Below are 17212 nucleotides of genomic sequence, written 5' to 3'. Positions count from 1 at the left end.
TATTAAAATAAAAAGGAAAAATTATGAAATATATTTTATCTATTGATCAAGGTACTACTAGCTCAAGAGCAATAGTATTTGATAAACATGCAAACATAAAAGGGCTTGCTCAAAAAGAATTTGCTCAAATTTATCCACAACCAAGCTGGGTGGAGCATGATCCTACTGAAATATGGGGATCGCAACTTGGAGTTATAACAGAAGCTCTTGCAAATTCAAGAATTTTACCTAATGAAGTTGATGCTATTGGAATAACTAATCAAAGAGAAACTACGGTCATATGGGAAAAAAGCACAGGAAAACCCATTTATAATGCAATAGTATGGCAAGATAGAAGAACTGCAAAAATTTGTGACCAATTAACAAAAGAGGGAAAAGATAAAATTATTCTGGAAAAAACAGGCTTAGTACTAGATTCTTATTTTAGTGGTACAAAAATACTGTGGATCTTGGATAATGTAGAGGGCGCTAGACAAAAAGCTGAAAATGGTGAATTGTGTTTTGGAACAATAGATACATGGCTATTGTGGAATCTGACTCAAAAAAAAGTACATGCAACCGATTACTCTAATGCCTCAAGAACATTATTGTTAAACATCAAAACATTAGAATGGGATGATGAACTTTTAAAGATATTAAATATTCCAAAAGCAATTTTGCCCGAACTTAAAGAAAGCTCTACAATATATGGCAAAACAGACAAATCGATATTTGGAGCAGAAATTCCTATTGCAGGAATTGCCGGAGATCAATTTGCAGCAACATTTGGACAAGCCTGCCTTAAAAAAGGTATGGCTAAAAACACATATGGAACTGGTTGCTTTTTAACGGTTAATATAGGTAAAGAACCAATTATTAACCATGAAAGACTTTTAACTTCAATCGCGTGGGGAAGAAAAAAAACCGTAACCTATGTTCTTGAAGGAAGTGTTTTTATTGGTGGAGCCGTAATCCAGTGGCTAAGAGACGGTCTTGAATTTTTCAGAAAAAGCTCAGATGCAGAATCATTGGCAAGCTCTGTTTCAGATAATGGGGGAGTTTATTTTGTACCAGCATTTGTTGGACTTGGTGCACCTCATTGGGATTCTTATGCAAGAGGAACAATCCTCGGAATAACAAGGGGATCGACAAAAGCGCACATTACAAGAGCTGCTCTTGAAAGCATTGCATTTCAAAGTTTTGATATACTAAATACCATGAAAAAATCCATTCCCAACTTTGAAATTAAAGAATTAAGAGTAGACGGAGGAGCAAGTCGAAACAATCTATTAATGCAATTTCAAGCTGATCTTTTAGAATGTAAAGTTGTAAGACCAAAAATAACAGAAACAACAGCACTTGGAGCTGCTTATCTTGCAGGGCTTGCATCAGGTTATTGGCAAAGCGCCGAAGAAATCATAAGTCTTTGGCAAGTAGATAAAATATTTGAACCTTCAATGCCAAAAAATCAAAAAGAAAAGCTTCTTGAGAATTGGAACAGAGCAATTGAAAGATCAAAATCCTGGATACAGAGTTCCAATAGTCTATAAAAGTTTAAAACAAGACTTTAAGGATTATAACAAAAATATACCGGAGACAAAATTATGAACAATTTATTTGATTTTTTAAAACTAGAACAACATATAATAAAAATGTCTGTATTAAATCGAAAGAAAAATCACGAAAAATTGAAAAATTTACCAATGCAATTAGTTTATAATGTTATTCAATAAAATTAAAACAAATGATCTTTGCGAATTTCTCAAATCTGGCATTTAATTAAAAAGAAAAGACATTAACTAAAATGGAGGAATATTTAAATTTCATGAATAATAACAAAGAAACAAAATTAAAAGATCTTGAAAATCAAAAATTTGATCTCATAATAATTGGAGGAGGCGCAACAGGTCTTGGTATCGCAGTAGACGCAATCACAAGGGGATATAAAACAATACTTATAGAAAAATTTGACTACGCAAAAGGAACTTCTTCTAGATCAAGCAAATTAATTCACGGTGGAGTAAGATATTTAGCTCAATGGAATATTTCTTTGGTTAAAGAAGCTTTACATGAAAAAGCAATTCTTGAAATAAATGCACCTCATTTAATTAACGAATGTGCATTTATTACTCCTATTTATAATATCTTAGAAATACCTTATTATTATTTGGGATTAACTTATTACCACAATCTTATGGGCAAAGAAAAAGCTACCAAATATAAAACTAAATTACTATCCAAAAAATCTACCATTGAAAAAGCTCCTAATATTAAAAGAGAAGGCCTTAAATGCTCTGTTTTATATTACGATGATTCATTCGATGATGCTAGAATGGCAATAACATTATTAAGAACTTTTACCGAAAAAGGAGGAATTGCCCTTAACTACACAGAGCTTGTACAATTCAACAAGGAAAACGGAAAACTTTCAGGGGTTTTAATACAAAATAAATTGTCAAAAGAACAAATTTCATTAAAAAGTAAATGTATAATAAACGCAACAGGAATATTTTCAGATGAAATAAGAAGATTGGATGATGAAAAAGCTTTAAACATTATCAAACCTTCCCAAGGTAGCCATTTAATAATCAAAAAAGACAAATTCCCCCAAAATCATGCAATATTAATACCTAAAACTAGTGATAATAGAATTTTATTCGCTATTCCTTGGTATGATGGCGTTGTTTGTGGAAGCACCGACATTCCAATAAAAGAGGTAGAAGTAGAGCCCAAAAGACTTGATGAAGAGATTGACTTTATAATAAATAATTTAAACAATTATTTAAATATTAAAATAGAAAAATCAGATGTAAAAAGCGTATATACTGGAATAAGACCCTTAATAATGGATCCAAAAGCCGAAGGCAACACTTCAAAAATTTCAAGAAACGAAAAAATATTTATATCAGATTCAAATCTTATTACAATAGCGGGGGGCAAATATACTACATATAGAAAAATGGCAGAAAAAACCTTGCTCAAGGCCATAGAAAAAAATTTATTACCAAATTATCCACCAAATACAGAAGATTTAAAGTTACACGGCTATCTTAAAAAAGAAGAGACAATAAAAATTCCTGAACCTTTTAGAACTTATGGTAGTGACTTTGAAATTCTAAAAAATATGGAAGGGTTTGACAAAAAGATACACGAGAGCTTGGATTTAAATGAAGCTCAAATAGCCTTTTCGATTGAATTTGAGCAAGCCAAAACTATTGACGATGTTTTAGCAAGAAGAACAAGATCGTTGCCTTTAAATCCCCAAGCTGCAATTGAAGCTGCCCCAAGAGTTGCTGAAATAATGATGAAAAAATTAAATGAATCTGAAAAGTAGAAAAATGAACAAATAAAAACCTTTTTAGAAATAAGTAAAAAATATTTAATTAAAAATTAAATTAATTTTTAATATTAAACAAAGGGATTGTTAAACAATCCCTTTTAATTTAAAATTTAAAACATTTCAAAAGCCTTAAACCTAATTCACATTAACAAATTCACAAGCAAGCCTTGAATCTCTTCAATGCTGTCTAAAAGCTTAATCTGGGTCATTTGATTTTGTAAAACAGAATAGGCAAGTCTATCCAACTTGTCGTTAATAATCTTAATAATTCTATACTTGGGTCGCTTAGGATCTCCAAAGCTGCCCCCTTTTTGTTCTTTCAAGCAAACAGAAGATGATATAATAATGGATATAAACTCTGAAATAACTTTTTTGTAAAAAATCACATTTTGTCTTGAAGGCTCGCTCAAAAGTCTCTCGCCAACCTCGTTAATTCCATCTAACATGCTTTTAATCAAATCAAGATTAAATTCGCCATTTTCAAGTAAAATAAAATGTTTATCCTCTTTAGCACTTTCAATCTGAAACACCGAAGAAAAAGCATTGCTCTTATCAAAGAAGACTTTTTTGCCATCTTTTTTATAATCTTTTGAATTAAGATTTAATGCTCCGGCAATCAAATTATTTACTTTCATCTATTTTGCTCATAGCGCTTGTAAAATATTTATCATCTTCACTTTCTAAAGGTGGTTGAAAAGATTTTTTTTCTTCTTGATATTCCTTATTGATTTCAATTAAAAGATCTTCATTAACCTTATAAGAACCAGTATAAAAAAATGTATTTCTTTCAGGAGCTCTAAGATACTCAGCACCAATATCCATATACCCATCAATAATAGCGCCCTCTTCAACTTCAATAGACTTGCAAGAAATATTTCCAATAACACACCCCGATGCAAATATTTTAATCTTGCTTTTAGCATAAATATTGCCCACAACCATTCCAGAAATAACAAGTTCATTAGCATCAATACTAGACTTAACCCTACCACTCTCTCCAATAATTACTCTTTTAGTAGAACTAATAGTGCCCATAAAATCGCCATCAAGTCGAATAAAATTATTTGAAACTAAATCTCCTTTAAAAAAATCACCAACACCCACTATTGTTTTTATTTCATCAAAAATAAACAAAGATGATGATTTTCTTTCTTTTTTCACAGTCAAAAAATTTAACATCTATTTTGAAGCTCCTGTTGCTAAATTTAAATACATATCGGGATTAATAACTTGAGAACCTACGCGAACCTCATAATGAACATGGGGACCCGTTGCATAGCCTGTCTGCCCCATAAATCCAATTACCTGTCCTTTTTTAACATAAGACCCCTTAGAAGTATTAAGGCGCGACATATGTGCATAAAGAGTTGCAAGTCCATACTTATGCTTAATTTGAACAAAATTACCATAGCCTGCTGATTGATAACTTGCCCTAACGACCTCCCCATCAGCAGTTGCAACAATAGGAGTTCCAATTCTAACCCCTCCAAGATCTATGCCTTTATGAATATACCATTGCCTAGTAAAAGGTTCAATAGCAGGACCAAAATGCAAAGTAATAATTCCAGATCCACCCGCAAGAGGCCAAAGAGAAGGAATGTCATTTAAAAGCTTATCCTGAGCGTGTAATACCTTAACTATGCTTTTAAGAGGAGGAATTGAACTTTCTATTTTGCTTTTAATATTTTTAAGATCGCTAAGTTCTTTTATTGAATTGGCTTCTAAAATTTGCAAATCAATAAAATCAGAAAGATCTCCATCTAGTTTATTTTTATTTAAATCAACACCATTAGAATTAATTTTTAAAGAGGTTTTAAGCTCATCTAAAATTTTGGAAAAATTTTTTGCAACAGAATTAATTTCCACAACTGTATTTCTAAAATCTTCAATCTCAGATTCTGCTAAAGAGTAATTTTTCTCTGTAGATTTCACAATTGATGAGAGAGTAACATAATTTACAGCAAGTAAAACAAAACCTATAAAACCGCCTAAAAAAAAAGTAGAAAAGAAAAATAAAGTCAAAAAAGAAATTTTAATATTTTTTACATTACCTTTAACATGGGGAATAATCATAAAGCTAATATTTTGCTTAAAAAAAGAATGTATAACTTTAAGGGTTATAAACAAAGAATTATAAATAACCAAAAAAAACTTGAGAATTCCTTTAAAACCTAAAATAATTTTAAATTTAATTCTTTTCTTCATAACAAACCCTACCAAAAATTACCATGCTCAAACAAAAAAATTAAAAATCTATTTTAATACTTTAGATAAAAATCCAAATTTTTCGATGAAAACCTGGTACAAAAACATTAAATAAAATACATACAATTAAAGAGAATAATACTTAAAACTAATATAGTTATACAATTAAATTCACAAATACTTTATTATTATATAAATGAAAACACTATTTTTTGCAACAACAAATGAAAATAAAATAAATGAGGTAAAAAATATATTAGATATACCCAATTTAAACTTAGTGGTACCTAAAAGCTTCAACATAAAAGAAACAGGAAAAACATTTAAAGAAAACTCTTTACTTAAAGCAAAAGCTCTGTTTGAAATTTTAAATAAAAATCAAAATGTTTTTGGAGAAGATTCTGGATTGTGCATTGAGGCACTAAACTTGGAGCCTGGAATTTACTCTAAAAGATATGACACTTATAAGCTATGTAAAAAATTAAGCACTAATGAAAAAAATCAACTTATTTTAGACTTAATGAAAAATGAAAAAAACAGAAAAGCATATTTTATATGCAACATAAGTTATATATCAAAAGATAAGCAAATATCAAATTTTGAAGGAATTATTAAGGGGGAAATTGCCTTAAGTTTAAATGATAATAAAAACTATGGATTTGGTTATGATTCAATATTTTTAACTAAAAATAATAAAAAGCTTAGCGATCTAACGCTTGAAGAAAAAAATAAAATATCTCATCGGGGAATAGCATTTTCAAAATTTAAAAAATTTTTATTAGAATCTTTATTCAACAGTTAAGCTTAAAGGGTTTTTATATATAAAGTTTAGACTTTATTGTAAAATAATAAGCACAATGTTTATAAAATTTCAATGTACTATTTCTTTCCAAACAATGAAAAAAGGAAGAGGAGAATTTAGTGATAAATAGAAATGAAATCAATGAGAATGATAAATGGGATTTATCTTTTCTATTTGCAAATGAAGAAGAATATACAAAAGCAATCAATGCTATTGAAATTAAAACCAAAGAATTTAAAAAATATGAAAAATTGGAATTAAATTTTGATTTATTTAAAGAAACTTTAAATAAATACTATGAAATTATGGAAGATTTAGAGAAAGTCTCTTACTATGCAATGCTTCAATTAGAAACAGATGTAACCAACAAGGATTCCAATAAAATATATTCTATATGTGTCAATATAGCTACAAAAGTATCTAATGCCACCGCATTCTTTATGCCCAAAATACTAAAAACAGATGCAAAAAAAATTCAAGCTTGGATAAATAAGCCTGAGCTTAAGGAAAAAAAAATTGCAATTGAAAAAATACTAAGAGAAAAAAACCATATTTTAAGCGAACAAGAAGAGGAAATACTTGCCAACTACACCCCTCTTTACTCATCTTATCAAAACATATTCTCAGCATTAACAAATGCTGATATGGAATTCGGAGAAATTAATGGACATCCTTTAACCAATTCCACCTACACACTATTTTTACAAAACGAAGATCAAAAAATACGAAAAGAAGCTTTTTTCAAATTTTATCAAAAATACAAAAACAACGAAAATACACTTGCTAATCTTATTATCTCAGACTTTAAAAAAAATCACTTCATTGCAAAGACAAGAAAGTTTCAAAATACTTTTTCAATGCAACTCTTTTCAAACAATATTGACAAAAAAGTTTATACAAATTTAATCGAAACTGTCAATGAAAATTTATCTGCGCTTAATGACTATTATGAGTTTAGAAAAAAAATTTTAAACCAAGAATATCTATATCACTACGATGTTTACGTACCATTAACAAAAGGAATAACATTTAAAAATTCGTTTGAAGAAGCTTGTGAAAAAATATTAAAATCTTTAGAGATATTGGGAAATGAATACACAGAAATCTTAAAAAATGGCCTTTTGAAAGAAAGATGGGTTGATAAATACGAGAATGCTGGAAAAAGATCAGGGGCTTTTAGCGCTGGGTCATACAATGGGAAACCTTATATACTGCTTAATTACAAAGAAAAATCAATAAGAGATATGTTTACACTTGCACACGAAGCAGGACATTCAATGCACTCTTACTTTAGCATAAAAAATAACCCATTTCCGCATTATAATTATTCTATTTTTGAAGCAGAAATAGCATCGATAATTAACGAACAAATATTAGCAGAATATTTGCTTAAAAACGAAACCGATATTAAAAAAATAAAATATATAAAACTCACACAAATTGACGACATGATTTCAACATTCTTCCGACAAACAATGTTTGCTGAATTTGAATACATTATTCATGAAATGATTAGCAAAGAAGAACCTATAGTAAAAGAAACACTAACAGAAACTTATATGAATTTGCTAAAAAAATACTTTGGGCCTAGCCTAAAATTTGATAAATTAAGCTCCCTTGAATGCCTTAGGATCCCTCACTTTTATTCTCCATTTTATGTGTATCAGTATGCCACAGGCATTGCAGCTGCTCTATCGATATACAAAGACATTAAAGAAAATAAAAAAGATGCTGTAGAGAATTATATAAAATTTTTAAAAACAGGTGGTTCTAAATATCCATTAGATTCTTTAAATATTACTGGGGTAGATTTAACAAAAAAATCAACAATAGAAAATACTATTAACATTTTCAAATGTAGACTTGAAGAGATAAAGAAAATATTCCAATAAAAGGAGATTTACTGTGAAAAATATCAATTTGATTTTAGCTTGGCTTGTACATATTTTTACAGCATCTGGCTTGATTGTAGGACTTTACTCAATAATTTCAATTGTAAATGGTGATTATTCTCTTCTTTTAAAGTTAACAGTAATAGGACTTATAATAGATGGAATTGATGGAACTATGGCAAGAAGGCTTAAGGTAAAAGAATTAATACCTGAAATTGATGGCGCTCTACTTGATAACATTACAGACTACATAAACTATACATTCATACCCGTTATATTTTTTTATTTGGGAGAATTTATTGAAGAAAAATATAAAGTTGCCATTTGCATTGGAATTTTACTCTCATCAGCATACCAATTCTCAAGAATAGATGCAAAAACAAATGACAACTACTTCAGAGGATTTCCTTCTCTATGGAATATCTTTGTAATATTAAACATAATTTTTAAAATAGAACAAATAATAAATCTTGTTATGATATTAATATGTATTGTAATAAGCTTTGTCCCAATAAAATTTATTTACCCATCAAAAACTAAAGAATTAAAGAAAATTACCATACCAATAACAATAATAAGTTGCCTAATATTTGTTGTATCAATATTTCTAGACTTATCCACAACAGCTTTAAAAATATCAAAAACAATTCTCATCCTTTACTTTGCATATTTAACTTTAGCAAGCATATATTTAACCTATAAAACAAAAAATAGATGATAACAATGCATATAAACACAATAATAGAATCTATTGATTCAAACATAGCTTATTCCCCAATAGTATTTTTTTCTTTACTAATCTTAGCAGGGCTTAATGTTCCTATTTCAGAAGATGCAATAGTACTAATGGGTGGAATTTTATCTAGTCGAAAAAATGAATATACTGTATTAATATTTTTAGGAATTTTTTGGGGAGCATATCTTGGAGACATAATATCTTTTTACATTGGAAAATTAATGGGAAATAAATTGTTCAAAAATAAAAAAGACAATAACCTACTTGACAAAATAAATTACTATTATGGTCAATACGGAGTATTAACTTTATTTATAGGAAGGTTTATACCCTTTGGAGTTAGAAATGCAATATTTATATCAGCAGGAATGGGAAATATGAAATCCAATCTATTTATTGTTTCTGACTTTTTTGCAACTCTACTTTCAATAATGGTTTATTTTACTCTAAGCTTTAAACTAGGACAATCATTTGAAATAATATTTTCAAAAATAAAAATAATTATATTTGCAATATTTATTACCGTAATATCAACAACAATAATAATCTGGGTAATTAAAAAAAATAAAAAAGTTGACAAAAATTTAAAATAAAAAATATAATGGTTAATAGTGCTGTGATGGTGGAAGTGGTAGACACGCTAGCTTGAGGGGCTAGTGGGCGTAAGCCCATGCTGGTTCAAGTCCAGTTCACAGCATCAAAATTGTTAAGTAGCTTATTAAAATAAACACAAATGTGATCTAAAAGGATGCTAGAGAATAAATTATAGATTAATTTTCAAGAGGACAAATGTCTAAATACGAATTCATAAAAATTGAAAAAAAATGGCAAGAATTTTGGGATAATAATAAAACATACAAAGTAAAAGAAGATCCAAACATTCCTAAAGAAAAAAGATTATACATACTTGACATGTTCCCTTATCCTTCTGCCAACGGACTTCATGTTGGCCATCCAGAAGGATACACAGCTACCGACATATTTGGAAGATACAAGCTTTTAAATGGATTTCACGTACTTCATCCAATAGGATTTGATAGTTTTGGACTGCCTGCTGAAAATTATGCAATACAAACAGGAACTCATCCCCAAAAAAGTACAGAAGAAAATATTAATAAGTTTAAAAAACAAATAAAAGCTTTGGGATTTGCCTACGATTGGGATCGAGAAATCAGAACACATGACGAGAATTACTATAAATGGACACAATGGATTTTTTTGGAATTATATAAAAAAGGTCTGGCCTATGCAAAAGAAATGCCTGTATGGTACTGTCCTGAACTTGGAACAGTATTGGCAAATGAAGAGATTATTCAAACTCCAGACGGACCAAAATCCGAGAGAGGATTTCACAATGTCGAAAAAAAATATTTAAGACAGTGGGTTTTAAAAATCACAAAGTATGCTGAAAGATTGTTAAACGACCTTGAAGAATTAGAATGGCCTGAATCTGTAAAAGAAATGCAGCGAAATTGGATTGGAAAATCAATAGGGGTTGAAATCGACTTTGAAATTGAAGGCCACAATGATAAAATCACAGTCTTTACAACAAGGCCAGACACAATCTTTGGTATCACATATTTAGTAATCGCACCAGAAAACAAACTAATAGAGAAAATAACAAAAAACAACTTTAAAAGAAATGTCTTAAAATATGTAAAACGCGAAGAACTAAAAAGTGATCTTAAGAGAACCTCTCTTGAAAAAGATAAATCAGGCGTTTTTACAGGATCTTATGCATTTCATCCAATAACAAATGAAAAAATTCCAATTTGGGTTGGAAGCTACGTATTAGGAACTTATGGTAGTGGAGCTGTAATGGGTGTTCCAGCCCACGATGAGAGAGACTTTCAATTTGCTAAAAAGTATAAATTAAAAATTTTGCCTGTAATATCAAAATCGGGAAAAAATGAAATATTAGAAAAAGCATTTATTGATGATGGAATTTCAATAAATTCTCCTAATGAATTTAATAATCTTAAAAATTCTGAAGTAAAAGATAAAGTAATAAAATGGCTTATTAAAAATAAAAAAGGAAAAGAAAAAGTTACCTACAAGCTTAGAGATTGGATTTTTTCAAGACAAAGATACTGGGGAGAGCCTATACCCATTTTGTTTGATAAGCTTGGAAATGCAATACCTTTAGAAAAAAATGATCTTCCCTTAAAGCTTCCAGAAACTGCAAACTATAAGCCTTCTAGAACAGGAGAATCTCCTTTATCAAGGATTAAAGATTGGGTAAACCTAAAAGATACAGGATTTACAAGAGAAACAAACACAATGCCTCAATGGGCAGGCTCTTGTTGGTATTATTTAAGATACCTCGACCCTAAAAACCCAAAAGAATTTGCAAGTAAAAAAAAAATTGAATATTGGATGCCAGTTGATCTATACATAGGTGGAGCTGAACATACGGTATTACACCTACTTTACTCAAGGTTTTGGCACAAGGTTCTTTATGATCTAGGATATGTAAATACCAAAGAACCTTTTAAAAAGCTAATAAATCAAGGCATAATAACCGCATTTTCTTATCAAAAAGAAAATGGGATTTTAATACCTAATGACCAGGTTATAGAAAAAGACAATAAATTTTTTGACAAAAGGGATAATAAAGAAGTAACCCAAGTAATTGCTAAGATGTCAAAATCCTTAAAAAATGTAATAAATCCAGACGACATTATTAAAGAATTTGGAGCAGACTCAATAAGAATTTATGAAATGTTTATGGGTCCACTAACAGATTCTAAACCTTGGAACACTAAAGGTATTATTGGCGTTTTTCGATTTTTAAACAAAATTTGGAACTTGAGAGAAAAAGAACTATCACAAGATAATCCTCCAAAAGAAATAATATCTCAACTGCATAAAGCGATAAAAAAGGTCACAGAAGATACAGAAAAACTAAATTTCAATACAGCAATCTCAGCGATGATGATATTTGTAAATGAGCTTCTAAAGTATGAAAAAAATTATTTAAATATATTTAAACCATTCATCATTATTTTATCCCCTTATGCACCCCATTTAGCAGAAGAGTTATGGGAATATATTGGAGAAACTCCCAGTTTATTTAAAAATTCAAAATGGCCAGAATTCGATGAAAACCTTATTATTAAAGACGCAAAAGAAATTGTCTTACAAATAAATGGAAAAATAAAAGACAAAATTTTACTAAGCAAAGAGACAGATGAAGAAGAGCTAAAAGAAATAGCAATGAGAAATAGCAAAATAAAAGCAAACTTATTAAATAAAAAAATTGTAAAAATAATTGCAATTAAAAACAAGCTTGTCAACATAGTGATAAAGTAAAAAAGAGGCATTATATGGACTTTGAAAGTCTAAGCATTAGATATAAGGAAATTATATTCACAATATTTATATTAATTACTATTTTTTTAGGATTTTTTTTAAAAAATCTTAAATTCGATGCAAACATCTTAAAACTTATCCCCAAGACTAAAGAAACTGAAAGCTTAATAGACATTGATAAAAGTAATTCACTTTTATCTACAATAGTAATATTTCAAGATAAAAAAAATATTTTCAATAAAAAAAATTTTGAAACAATAAACAGTGTAATCAATGAAATAACTAAAATTTTAAAAGTATCTCCAAATGCCGTAACAAGCATATTTTCTTATTTTCCGCAATTTAAAAAAGAAATTTACACAGATAAAGACATAGAAGAAATAAAAAATAAAATAAAGTCAACTCCATTCGTAAAAAACACATTTTTAGGCAACTCAGAAAATTTAATATATTTCATAATAATCCCATCAGAAAGTGACAAAATTAACTTCAGTAGAAATTTAAAAACTGAACTTGATGAGATGGAGGAAACAATAAAAAAATATGAAACAGACGATCTAAAGTTGTATCTTACAGGAGATTTAATAGTAAGAGAAAAAATCTTAAACTACATGGTTGAAGACTTCAAGATTTTAGGACCTCTTGCTACTTTTGTAGTAATAATTTCACTTTATTTTATTATAAAAAATCTAATGGGGGCATTAATTCCCATTTTTATTGCATTATTATCATTGATTTGGACTTTTGGAATTAAAGGACTTGTAAACTCCCCCATTACAGTGCCAGAAACTTCAATGATTGTTTTACTCATTTCAATCGGATGTGCTAATGCCGTACATATAATAAATGGAATATTTAAATTAATAAAAAAAGAACAACTCTCAAAAGAATCAATAAAAATAACAATTAAAAAACTTAAAACACCAATACTTCTAACATCCCTTACAACTGCATTTGGATTTTTATCTCTTACAACCTCTTCAATTAATGCTTACAAAACAATGGGTATATTCATGTCAATTGGAGTAATTATCTCAATGGCGATCTCATTAACCGTTTTACCTGGAATAATAACATTAATCCCATTTACAAAAAAAAAGTCTCTTGAAAAACAAAAAGAAAATAAACCACATAGAATATTTTTCCTTGAAAAACTTGCCAAACTAAATACACAAATAACAAAGTCTATATTAAAAAGAAAATATATATCCTCTATAGTAGTCATCATCATACTGGGAATTTCTATTGCGGGTCTTTTAAAAATAGAAATCAATTTTGATGAAAAAGATTACTTTAAAGAAAGCACAAGTGTAAAAAAAACATTAAACCTAATGCAAAAAGAAATGGGGGGAATATCGATTTTCAAAATAGAACTTGAAGGCAAACCCGGTGAATTTAAAAATGCTAAAGCAATGCAAACCTTAGATTTAATTACAGACAAACTTGATGCATTTTCTGCAAAAACTCAATCAAGCTCTATTAATGGAATTTTAAAATTTACAAATTTTAAAATTAAAAAAGAATCCCCGCTAGAGTATAAACTACCCGAAAGCAAAATTATACTAAACAAACTAATAAATTTGATAGATAAAAGCGATTGGACTAAAGACAATAAAAAAATGTATATTAATGATGATTGGTCATTAATATCTATCATGGTAAGAATTGAAGACAACTCAACCGAAGGAATAAAAAAATTTGAAAAATATGCTATTGAAACAATTAATGAACATATGAGAAATAATAAATATCATTTCTCAGGAGTATATGATAAGGTGTTAATAGCTAAAACAATGGTAAGAGAGCAGGTTATGAACATTATAACAACTCTTGGATCAATAACACTGCTGCTTATGTTTTTCTTTAAATCTATAAAAACTGGAATAATTATTGCAATCCCAGTGGCATGGTCAGTGTTTCTAAACTTTGCTGTAATGAGATTATTTGGGATAACTTTAAACCCTGCAACAGCAACAATTGCATCTGTAAGCATGGGAGTCGGAGTAGATTATTCAATTCATTTTTTTAACACGTTTATTTTAAAATACCAAAAAAGTCAAATCTACAAAAATGCACTACTTGAATCAATACCCAGCGTATTTAATGGAATATTCGCAAATTCCATTTCTGTTGGAATAGGTTTTTTAACCTTAACATTTTCAGCATATAAAATAATATCAACTCTTGGGGCAATAATTGCTTTTACAATGCTAACGACATCCCTTGCATCGCTAACACTTCTTCCATTATTAATTTATTTATTTAAACCTAGAGTTAGAGTTAATCTAGCCTTAAATAACAATTTAAAAAATTAAAACAATAATTTAATGACCTCGAGCATATTATCTACAAGATAAAAATTAATACCGCTCTTAATGTTAATAGGAATCTCTTCTAAATCAACTCTATTTGCCTTAGGAACAATAATGTGCTCCACGCCACTACGCTTTGCTGCAATTATTTTTTCTCTAAGACCTCCTATCATCATTACATTCCCAGTAAGAGAAAGCTCTCCTGTCATAGCCAAATGGGGTCTAACAACCTTATTAAGAGCAAGAGAAATAAAAGCACTAGCTATTGTAATTCCTGCAGAAGGCCCATCTTTTGGGGTAGCTCCTTCTGGAATATGTAAATGAATAATATTTTTTTCAAAAAAGGATTTGCTAATACTTAGATCTCCTTTAATACTATTAACATAAGTATAGGCAATATTAGCAGATTCCTTCATTACGTCTCCAAGCCTACCTGTCAATTTAATTCCACCTACCTTGGACTCTGTCTTTACAGTCTCAATTATTAAGGTCGAACCTCCATAATTTGTCCAAGCAAGACCCATTACCATCCCAGAATACATAGCATTGGGCATGCTTTCCTTTCTAAAAACAGGTACACCAACATATTCTTCTAGATTATCATTAGAAATTTGATAGGATTTGACCTCAGTATTCTCAATAAGCTTTCTTGCAACTTTTCGTACAATTTTGTTTAAATATTTTTCAAAATTTCTTACCCCATTATCTCTTGCATACTCTTGAGCAATTTGAACAAGAGCTGAACTTTGAAATTTTAAAGAATCTTTATCAACTCCGTTTTCACTTAAAACTTTAGGAATTAAATACTTTCTTGCAATCTCTATTTTTTCGTTATCAACATATCCAGAAACTTCAATAACCTCCATTCTATTTAACAAAGGTCTTGGTATTGTTTCAACAGAATTGGCAGTTAAAATAAAAAATACATTCGAAATATCAAAAGGAAGATCAAGATAATGATCTCTAAATTTAACATTCTGCTCGGGATCTAAAACTTCAAGAAGAACTGAAAAAGGATCCCCATAATTTGAAGCAGAAATTTTATCCACCTCATCAATTAAAAAAACAGGAGAATTTGTCTTAGTAATTCTTAAGCCTTGAATAATTTTGCCCGGCAGAGCCCCAACATAAGTTCTTCTGTGCCCTTTAATCTCTGATTCATCCCGCATTCCACCAACAGAAAATCTAAAAAACTTAGTGCGCAAAACTTTTGCAACAGCTGCCCCAATAGAAGTTTTCCCCACGCCAGGAGGCCCTACTAAAAGAATAATAGCCCCTTTTTGAGTCTTTCTTAATTTAAGAACAGAAATATATTCAATAATTCTATCCTTAACCTCCGTCATTCCATAATGAGTTTTATCTAAAATTTTTTTAGATTTTTGCAAATCTAATTTATCAAAATTAATTTTCAAATCTCGCCAAGGAAGCTCAGTAATAAGCTCAAGATAATTTCTAATAACAATATATTCAGCCGAACTTGTCTCAAGAAGTGAAAATTTTTCTAACTCTTTTTCAACTACCTCTAAAGGCTCTCCTTTCAACTCCAAAGCCTTTAGCTTAGTTTTAAGCTTTTCGAAATCGCTGTTTTTTTTATCGCCTATACCAAGTTCAGCTTTAATAGCTTTAAGCTGTTCTTTTAAAAAAAACTCTTTTTGTTGTTTCTCTAATCTCTCTTGAATCCCCTTAGCAATTTTATTTTGGATTTCAATTAAATTAAGCTCTTCATAAATTAGCTCTAAAACTTTTTTTAGCCTATCTTTTACACTCAAAGTTTCAAGAACTATTTGATGATCATTTTTTGAGGAGGAAATGGTACTGGCCACAATATCACATAATTTGCCCTTATCCTCAATATTAACCATATTTAATTGAACTTCCGGCATTTTTCTATGTGAAAATATCTCTTTAGTTCTAAGCAAAATACTACTGTAAACTGCCTTTGATTGAATATCATCTTTTCTAACTGGAATTTGCTTTAAGTAGTCAATCTCAATTATAGGAAATTTCTCATTAAGAACAAGTTTAACAAATTTAATCCTATCAAAAGTTGAAACGAATATGTTGTAGCCACCATCTGGAAGATTAATTTTTTTTATTACCTTTGCAGTAACTCCAACAGAATAAATATCTTTACTATAATCAATAATTAATTTCTGTTGAGCATTATTATTATTTTTCCCTAAAAATTTATCATTCAAAACAAATAAAGCAATGATTCCATTACCTTTCATAGCATAATCGATTGCTTTCATATCAGAATCAGAAATTATAACAATCGGAATAAACATCCCTGGAAAAACTGGATGAGAAGGAACCGCTATTAAAGGTACTCTTGCGGGCTTATTAGAATGCGGTAGAATTCCAGTTGCGGTTTTTTCTTTTTTTTTATCTACTAACCTAGCTTTTTTAAATTCATCCATAAAATTTGAAATCTCCTAAGCTAATTATAACAAAACAAATATTTTATGAAAATTCATTTAATAATATTTTTTTTTATTATAAAATAATAAAATGAGAATTTGCACAGTTAAAATTATGAACATAAATTTAAATTATGATAAAAATCATAGCCCACTAAAAATGTACCATTTAATAAACATAATGCCCACTACTTAAAATTAATTAAAAAAGAAA

13 protein-coding genes and 1 tRNA gene are annotated in these 17212 nt (G+C 29.1%); 10 read left to right on the top strand and 4 right to left on the bottom strand.

The genetic code is table 11. The features are described from left to right. Positions 1 to 23: 23 nt before the first annotated feature. The 3 genes from glpK to BLA33_RS03085 all read left to right on the top strand — a co-directional run bounded on the left by glpK (position 24) and on the right by BLA33_RS03085 (position 3313). Complete coding sequence (gene glpK / locus BLA33_RS03090; RefSeq protein ID WP_075226450.1) at positions 24 to 1529, top strand: glycerol kinase GlpK; 1506 nt, start codon at positions 24 to 26, stop codon at positions 1527 to 1529. 54 nt (positions 1530 to 1583) lie between these two features. Further along, the gene (locus BLA33_RS06080) at positions 1584 to 1712 is read left to right on the top strand and encodes a hypothetical protein (RefSeq protein WP_256381184.1); all 129 of its coding nucleotides are present in this window, start codon (positions 1584 to 1586) and stop codon (positions 1710 to 1712) included. 71 nt (positions 1713 to 1783) lie between these two features. Continuing rightward, positions 1784 to 3313, top strand: a complete 1530-nt coding sequence (locus BLA33_RS03085; RefSeq protein WP_088123887.1) for a glycerol-3-phosphate dehydrogenase/oxidase — start codon at positions 1784 to 1786, stop codon at positions 3311 to 3313. A 146-nt stretch (positions 3314 to 3459) separates the two neighbouring features. Here BLA33_RS03085 and BLA33_RS03080 read toward each other — a convergent pair whose 3' ends face one another. The 3 genes from BLA33_RS03080 to BLA33_RS03070 are packed head-to-tail and all read right to left on the bottom strand — an operon-like array spanning position 3460 to position 5524. Continuing rightward, on the bottom strand, positions 3460 to 3954 hold the full coding sequence (locus BLA33_RS03080; protein ID WP_004791604.1) for a DUF327 family protein: 495 nt from the start codon (positions 3952 to 3954) through the stop codon (positions 3460 to 3462). Next, the gene (locus BLA33_RS03075; protein ID WP_029346659.1) at positions 3941 to 4498 is read right to left on the bottom strand and encodes a bactofilin family protein; all 558 of its coding nucleotides are present in this window, start codon (positions 4496 to 4498) and stop codon (positions 3941 to 3943) included. The genes BLA33_RS03080 and BLA33_RS03075 overlap by 14 nt, the downstream gene beginning before the upstream one ends. Next, positions 4499 to 5524: a M23 family metallopeptidase gene (locus tag BLA33_RS03070; protein WP_004793997.1), complete on the bottom strand. Its 1026-nt coding sequence runs from the start codon at positions 5522 to 5524 to the stop codon at positions 4499 to 4501. A 196-nt stretch (positions 5525 to 5720) separates the two neighbouring features. On the opposite strand from BLA33_RS03070, the gene rdgB reads away from it, so the two are divergent. From rdgB to BLA33_RS03035, 7 genes are all read left to right on the top strand, one after another. Beyond that, positions 5721 to 6326: an RdgB/HAM1 family non-canonical purine NTP pyrophosphatase gene (rdgB, locus tag BLA33_RS03065; RefSeq protein WP_029346658.1), complete on the top strand. Its 606-nt coding sequence runs from the start codon at positions 5721 to 5723 to the stop codon at positions 6324 to 6326. Between the two features lie 119 nt (positions 6327 to 6445). Further along, on the top strand, positions 6446 to 8218 hold the full coding sequence (pepF, locus tag BLA33_RS03060; protein ID WP_075226447.1) for an oligoendopeptidase F: 1773 nt from the start codon (positions 6446 to 6448) through the stop codon (positions 8216 to 8218). Positions 8219 to 8231: 13 nt separating this feature from the next. Then, a complete protein-coding gene (gene pcsA, locus BLA33_RS03055) occupies positions 8232 to 8936 on the top strand; it encodes a phosphatidylcholine synthase (protein ID WP_029346657.1) in 705 nt (234 codons plus the stop codon). Further along, positions 8933 to 9547 (top strand): DedA family protein, encoded by a 615-nt coding sequence (locus tag BLA33_RS03050; RefSeq protein ID WP_029362070.1) that lies wholly within the window; start codon positions 8933 to 8935, stop codon positions 9545 to 9547. The genes pcsA and BLA33_RS03050 overlap by 4 nt, the downstream gene beginning before the upstream one ends. 20 nt (positions 9548 to 9567) lie before the next feature. Continuing rightward, positions 9568 to 9651: transfer RNA gene (locus BLA33_RS03045), tRNA-Leu, on the top strand. A gap of 92 nt (positions 9652 to 9743) precedes the next feature. Then, entirely contained in the window at positions 9744 to 12266 is a 2523-nt protein-coding gene (leuS, locus tag BLA33_RS03040; RefSeq protein ID WP_075226445.1) for a leucine--tRNA ligase, read from the top strand. Between the two features lie 14 nt (positions 12267 to 12280). Then, a complete protein-coding gene (locus BLA33_RS03035; RefSeq protein WP_075226443.1) occupies positions 12281 to 14581 on the top strand; it encodes an efflux RND transporter permease subunit in 2301 nt (766 codons plus the stop codon). Here the strand turns inward: BLA33_RS03035 and lon are convergent. After that, the gene (gene lon, locus BLA33_RS03030) at positions 14578 to 16998 is read right to left on the bottom strand and encodes an endopeptidase La (RefSeq protein WP_004791665.1); all 2421 of its coding nucleotides are present in this window, start codon (positions 16996 to 16998) and stop codon (positions 14578 to 14580) included. The two genes, BLA33_RS03035 and lon, sit on opposite strands and share 4 nt — an antisense overlap. Positions 16999 to 17212 lie beyond the last annotated feature (214 nt).

The sequence above is a fragment of the Borreliella garinii genome (assembly GCF_001922545.1).
Taxonomy (GTDB): Bacteria; Spirochaetota; Spirochaetia; order Borreliales; family Borreliaceae; genus Borreliella; species Borreliella garinii.
This window is presented reverse-complemented; position numbering and strand designations above follow the sequence as displayed.